At 70.0% G+C, this 5,985-nt stretch carries 7 protein-coding genes; 6 read left to right on the top strand and 1 reads right to left on the bottom strand.

The genetic code is table 11. The features are described from left to right. The 6 genes from ACWELQ_RS35525 to ACWELQ_RS35550 form a co-directional block, all read left to right on the top strand. Nucleotides 1-108 (top strand): 2OG-Fe(II) oxygenase (locus ACWELQ_RS35525; RefSeq protein WP_452401401.1); only part of this gene is annotated, 108 nt, incomplete at its 5' end. Then, entirely contained in the window at nucleotides 101-370 is a 270-nt protein-coding gene (locus tag ACWELQ_RS35530; protein WP_452401395.1) for an Ada metal-binding domain-containing protein, read from the top strand. The genes ACWELQ_RS35525 and ACWELQ_RS35530, both read left to right, overlap by 8 nt. Nucleotides 371-415: 45 nt before the next feature. Beyond that, nucleotides 416-1,537, top strand: coding sequence for an AAA family ATPase (locus ACWELQ_RS35535; RefSeq protein ID WP_452401396.1), 1,122 nt, complete (start codon nucleotides 416-418; stop codon nucleotides 1,535-1,537). A 33-nt stretch (nucleotides 1,538-1,570) separates the two neighbouring features. Then, nucleotides 1,571-2,233, top strand: a complete 663-nt coding sequence (locus ACWELQ_RS35540) for a TetR/AcrR family transcriptional regulator (RefSeq protein ID WP_452401397.1) — start codon at nucleotides 1,571-1,573, stop codon at nucleotides 2,231-2,233. 160 nt (nucleotides 2,234-2,393) lie between these two features. Further along, a complete protein-coding gene (locus ACWELQ_RS35545) occupies nucleotides 2,394-3,446 on the top strand; it encodes an esterase/lipase family protein (protein WP_452401398.1) in 1,053 nt (350 codons plus the stop codon). A gap of 84 nt (nucleotides 3,447-3,530) precedes the next feature. Continuing rightward, nucleotides 3,531-4,856, top strand: a complete 1,326-nt coding sequence (locus ACWELQ_RS35550) for a lipase family protein (protein WP_452401399.1) — start codon at nucleotides 3,531-3,533, stop codon at nucleotides 4,854-4,856. On the opposite strand, the gene ACWELQ_RS35555 is transcribed toward ACWELQ_RS35550, so the two are convergent. Beyond that, on the bottom strand, nucleotides 4,787-5,985 hold a 1,199-nt coding region (locus tag ACWELQ_RS35555), incomplete at its 5' end, for a PucR family transcriptional regulator (protein ID WP_452401400.1). The genes ACWELQ_RS35550 and ACWELQ_RS35555 overlap by 70 nt on opposite strands.

The following is a 5,985-nucleotide window of genomic DNA, read 5'->3' on the forward strand; positions in this document are numbered from 1 at the left end:
CCGGTCCGAGGCGCACGAGGATGGTCGGCCGCCCCCATGCGCCACGGCGTCAGCACCGTCCGATCCGGTCAACGCCACACCCTGGGCCTGGTCTTTCACGATGCCTGAATCCCCCGACCGGGCCTACACCCTGCTGGGCCCGGACGGTCCCTACGCCAGCGACACCCCCGGCACCCTCGGCGGTCACCGTCGTCTGCGCATCTACGGCCGCCTGGACTGCCCGGCCGCCCTGCGGGCCCTCGCCCGCGGCGGCTATGCCGCACACCGCGTCTTCTTCGCCGACGAACCCACCGCCATCGCAACCGGTTACCGTCCCTGCGCGGTGTGCTCTCGCCTGGCCTACCGCGAATGGCGAGCCCGCCGCGATTAACGCACAACAATTCGTAGTGACTAGTCGGTAGATAGGCTGGGGCGCATGCTGACCACGTTGGCCGTGGAGAACTACCGGTCCCTGCGCGCGCTGCGGGTCCGGCTCGGGCGGATGAATGTGGTCACCGGCGCCAACGGCAGCGGCAAGTCGAGTCTGTATCGGGTGCTGCGGTTGCTGGCGGACTTCGCGCACAATGGCGCGGTCGCGGGGCTGGCGCGGGAGGGCGGGCTGGAGTCGACGTTCTACGCCGGGCCGGGGCGTTCGGGCCCGAATACGCCGCTGCGGCTGCGGATCGGGTTCGCGGGCGAGGACTTCGGATACGCGGCGGAACTGGGCATCCCGATTCCCGGCGAGTCGATGTTCAATCGCGATCCGGAGATCAAGGCCGAGGCGGCCTGGGCCGGACCGGTACTGCGGCCCTCGACCCTGCTGGCCGATCGCGGCGGACCGGTGGTGCGTCTACGGGCGGAGGGCGGCGGCTGGGGCATGGTCCCGCACACGGTGAAGCCCTACGACTCCATGCTCTCCGAACTCGCCGATCCGCAGCGCGCCCCCGACCTGCTGGTGCTGCGTGAACGCATCCGCTCCTGGCGTTTCTACGACCACCTGCGCACCGATGTCGCCGCCCCCGCCCGCGCACCCCAGCTCGGCACCCGCACCATGGCCCTCGCCCACGACGGCGCGGACGCGGCCGCCGCCTTGCAGACCATCCTCGAGATCGGCGACGCCAAGGCCCTGGCCGAGACCGTGGACAATGCCTTCCCCGGCAGCCGTCTCGAGATCATCGACCGTGACGGCCGCTTCGAACTGCTGCTGCACCAGCCCAAGCTGTTCCGCCCGCTGTCGGCCCCCGAACTGTCCGATGGCACCCTGCGCTACCTGCTGCTCACGGCCGCGCTGCTGTCCCCGCGCCCGCCGCAGTTGCTGGTCCTCAACGAACCCGAGACCAGCCTGCACCCGGAATTGCTGGACCCGCTGGGCCGCCTCATCGCGCGCGCCGCGGCGGGTACGCAGCTGGTGGTGGTCAGCCACTCCGACGAATTGATCGGTGTCATCGACGAATACACCGACGCGAACATGATCGAATTGGTGAAACGGGAGGGAGCGACAACGGTGGCGGGACAGGGACGCTTGGAAGAACCGGCATGGTATTGGCCGGACCGTTAGTCGCTCGGTGACGTGTAAACCTATTCTGGGGGCGTGAGTGTGGAAACCATCGGTGAGCAGGGTCCGTTGCCGCGTGGCCGGCACGGGCTGACTCGCGAGCAGGTGGAGGCGTCGCAGTACCGGCGATTGTGCACCGCCGTGTTGGACGCGGTGGGGGAACTGGGCTTCGCGGCCACCACGGTCGCCGATATCGTGACCCGAGCCCAGGTGGCGCGCCGCACCTTCTACGCGGTCTTCGGCAGTAAGGACGAATGCTTCGGCGCGGCTTACGATCTCGCGGTCGGCGCGGCCCTGGAACAACTCCGCGAAACCGTGACCGGGCTCGAAGGCGTGAATTTCGCCGACCGCGTACGGATTTCCTTCGAGATCTACCTCAACGTCCTCGCCCTGCAACCGCAGGCGGCCCGCGCGCTGTATGTCGAAACCCTCGCCGCCGGACCGGGATTGATCGAACACCGGCTGCGCGTGCACGAGCGATTCGCCGACTACATCATGGCGGTGGTGGCCGTGGGCGTGCGCGACGGCGATCTGACCGCCGAACCGGACCGGCAGCTGATCGACATGCTGCTCGGCGGCATCGACGACCGGGTCCGCGCCTGCCTGCACCAGAAGGGCGCGCAGGCCCTGCCGGAACTGGTGCCGCTGTTCACCCGCTCCGCCATCGCCCTGGCCTCCACTCCCGCTCGGGAGGCGTGAGCGCCCCTCGGGGCTGTTGGCCGCCACAACCGTCCGCTGCCCTCGGCGCGGGGCGCTGTCACCTGACACAGCGCCGGTGACACAGGCCACACCGGGATCCTACGGTCGCAATCGGATTCGACGCGTTCGGTCCGATCCGCGTGAGGCAGTAGGAGATTTCATGAGGCCGACCATCCGTACCCTCGGCAGTACCGTGTTCGCCGGCGCCACCGCCGTGGCGCTCGCCTGCTCGACCGGCGGTGCCGGCGCCGAACCCGCCGGGACCGGCAGCAGCTCCGGCTCGGCGATCGTCAGCACCGCCTCGGACACGGTCGGTGTCGGCCCGGAGCTGTCGGCCTACCTCGCGGCTTTCGCCTACGGCGTGACCCACCCGGACGCCGCGCCGCCGGGATCCAATGACTGGAACTGCAAGCCGACGGCCGACCATCCGCGACCGGTGGTGCTGGTGCACGGCACCTGGCTCAACACCTACGACAGCTTCTCGTTCCTGTCCCCGCAGGTCGCCCGCGCCGGATTCTGCGTGTTCGCCTTCAATTTCGGCCGCGAGACCCCGCTGGGCGGCGGCGGGTTCGGCCCGATCCTGCCCGGCCGCTACGGCGTCGGCCCGATGGAGGATTCCGCCCGGCAGCTGGGGCAGTTCGTGGACCGCGTGCTGGCCGCCACCGGCGCGCCCGCCGTGGACGTGATCGCCCACTCCCAGGGCGGGCCGGTCACCAGCCAGTACCTGAAATTCGAAGGCGGACAAGGGAAAGTGGGCAAGGTGATCAGCTTCGGCGCGACCACCCACGGCACCACGCTGCTGGGATTGGCCAGCATGGGCCGGTTCATCACCAATCTCGGCCTCGACATCCTCGGCTTCTATCAACCGCTGATCGGGCAGGCGAATACCGAACAGGTTGTCGGATCGGACTTCTACGCCAAGCTCAACGCCAGCGGTGACACCGTGCCGGGCGTCGAGTACACCGCCGTGGGCACCACGCACGACGAGATCTCCAATCCCTACGACTGGACGTTCCTCACCCCGGGCCCCGACGCCACCGTGGAAAACATCACGCTGCAACAGGATTGCCCCGAGGACGTCTCGGACCACCTGACCATCATGTACTCGCCCCGCGCGGCCTCCATCGCGCTGCACGCCCTCGATCCCGCCGCCCACCCGACCCTGGTGTGCGCCTTCAACCCGTGGATGATCGGCGGCAGCGGCCACATCTAGCGATGGCTTTGGGGCTTCGCCCCCAACCTCGAGTAGGAAACCCGGGCACTTCGCCCCCCGGACCCCCAGAATGATCGGAGCACCATGACTGTCGGCGATATGGTCGAAAAGCCCGATTTCACAGAGGATCTCGGCACCCCCGGCATTCGGCCGCTGCTGCCCGGACTGGATCCTTTCTACCGTTCGCCGATCGATCCGGCTACGGTCGCGCCGGGCACGATCCTGCGCTCGCGGCCGGTACGGCTGGGTCTGCTCGGCCGGATCCCGCAGCGGGTGCGGGCGTGGCAATTGCTGTATCGCAGTACCGATCTCAACGGCAACCCGGAGGCCGCGGTGACCACGGTCCTGCTGCCCTGGGATGCCGAACCTTCCGCCGACCGCCCGCTGGTGTCGTTCCAGTGCGCCATCGACGCCGTCGCCCCGAAGTGCTTCCCCTCCTACGCTTTACAACATCGCGCCAGCGCCCTGGGCGCGATCCCGCAGATCGAGTTCCCGCTCATCGCGGCCGCCCTGGCGCGCGGCTGGGCGGTCTCGGTCCCCGATCACGAGGGCCAGGGCGGCCATTTCGGCGCGGCCCGCGAACCCGGCTACCGCGCTCTCGACGGCCTGCGCGCCGCCCTGCGGTTCGCGCCGTTGGGTTTGCACCCGCGCACCCGAATCGGCTTGTGGGGCTACTCCGGTGGCGGCCTGGCCACCGCGTGGGCCGCGGAGCTGGCGGCGGGCTACGCCCCGGAACTCGATATCGCCGGTGCGGTCGCGGGCTCCCCGGTGGGTGACCCCGCGGCGGCGTTCGTGCGGCTCAACGGTTCACCCTTCGCGGGCTTCGCCATGGTCTTCACCGCGGGCCTGCGCCGCGCCTACCCGCACCTGGACGATGCCGTGCGCGACATCGTGTCGGCCGAATACCTGGGCCTGCTCGACCGCGCCGAATCCTTCGCCACCCTGCCCCTGCTGGCCCGCTACGCCGGTCGAAACGCCCACCGGCACATCCGCGGTGGCCTCGGCGCGCTGCTCACCCGACCTGAGATGCGCCGCGTGCTCGACGATATCGAGCCCGGGGGACAGGCTCCGGCGATGCCGCTGCTGGTCGTGCAGGGCGTCAATGACGAGGTGATCGCCGTCGCGGACGTCGATGCCCACGTCCAGCGTTACCGGGCCCGGGGCGCGCACGTCCGCTATCTGCGCGATCGTCTCAGCACCCATCTGCCGTTGCAGTTCCTGGCGACGCCGGTCATGGTGGACTGGCTGGCCGACCGCCTCGCCGGTCGGCCGCTGCCGCCGTCGGAGGTGCGCACCGTGTGGTCGGTCGCCGCCTCTCCGCGCGCGCTGGTCGAGCACGGTCATTTCATCGCGCTGCTGGCGACCATGGTGTCGGGCCGTCCGATCCGCACCCGCTCGGCCTTGCGGTAACTGCGGGCCACCAATGCCGAACGCAGATACCACAATCCGGACGGCTGGGCCGGATCGAATCCGGTCAGCTGCCCGATCCGTTTGAGCCGATTGTCGACGGTATTGGTGTGCACGCCCAGCAGTCGCGCCGTATGCCGTCGGCTCAGGTCGTTGCCGATGTGGCGGCGCAGCGTCTCGAGCAGTTCGGGGTACTCGTCCAGCGGATCCAGCAGGGTGCCGAGGTATTCGCGGCCCGGGCCCGGGCGGGTGAGCTGATACTCCATGGCGAGATCGTCGAAGCGGTGCAGTCCGGGCGCGCACTCCAGGCGGTGCACCATATCGAGGAGTTCGTGCGCCTGCTCGGCGGCCTCCGGAATGCGCTGCGTCTCGGCGTGAATCACGGTGGCGGTCAGCGGAACCTGTGCGGCCGTGGACAATCCGGCGATCAGCTCGTCGAGCTCACCGGTGCCGACCTGGCTCGCGGGCAGCAGCACGGTGCCGCCGTCGGCGCTCAGCAGCGACAGCGCCCGGCCCTCGGCCCGGCCCGCCAGCTCCGACTGCACGCGCCGCAGCTTGCGCCGGGCCACCACCTCACCGTCCACCCGCGGATCGGATTCGCCCGCGTGCGCCGGAATGCTCAGGGCCAGAATGTAATACGACTCGTCGATCTCCAGTCCGCCCGCGCGCGCCATCGTCGAGGTGGGATGTCCGGCCAGCAGCGCCGAGGCCACCGTGTGCACCGCCGTGTGATGCTCGGCCACCACGGCCCGGTGCTCGCGCACATAGGCCACGGCGAACGCCGAATCCACCATGGCCAGCACCTCGAACAACCGGCGCGCGGTCACCGCCAGCCGCGCGTAGTCCTCGGGCCCGGTGGCGTCCACGATGAGATCGAAGCCCAGCGCGAAACCGTCGTGCACGGCGCGGTGAATGGTGCCGATGGGAATGCCCTCGCGCGCCCAGTCCGCGCCCGCGCGTTGCAGCCGTTCGATTTTCCCGCTCACGTCCCGGCCCTCGAGCACTCCGGCGGCGAGCTCGAGGCAGGTCCGGGTGACGGTGGTGACCTCACCGCGCAGCGCGTCGCCGGGCAGGGTGCCGCAGCGGGCCACGTGCTCGGCGAAATGCGCGACCAGCGCGGTCGAGAGCGACC

This window comes from Nocardia sp. NPDC004722, assembly GCF_053601505.1.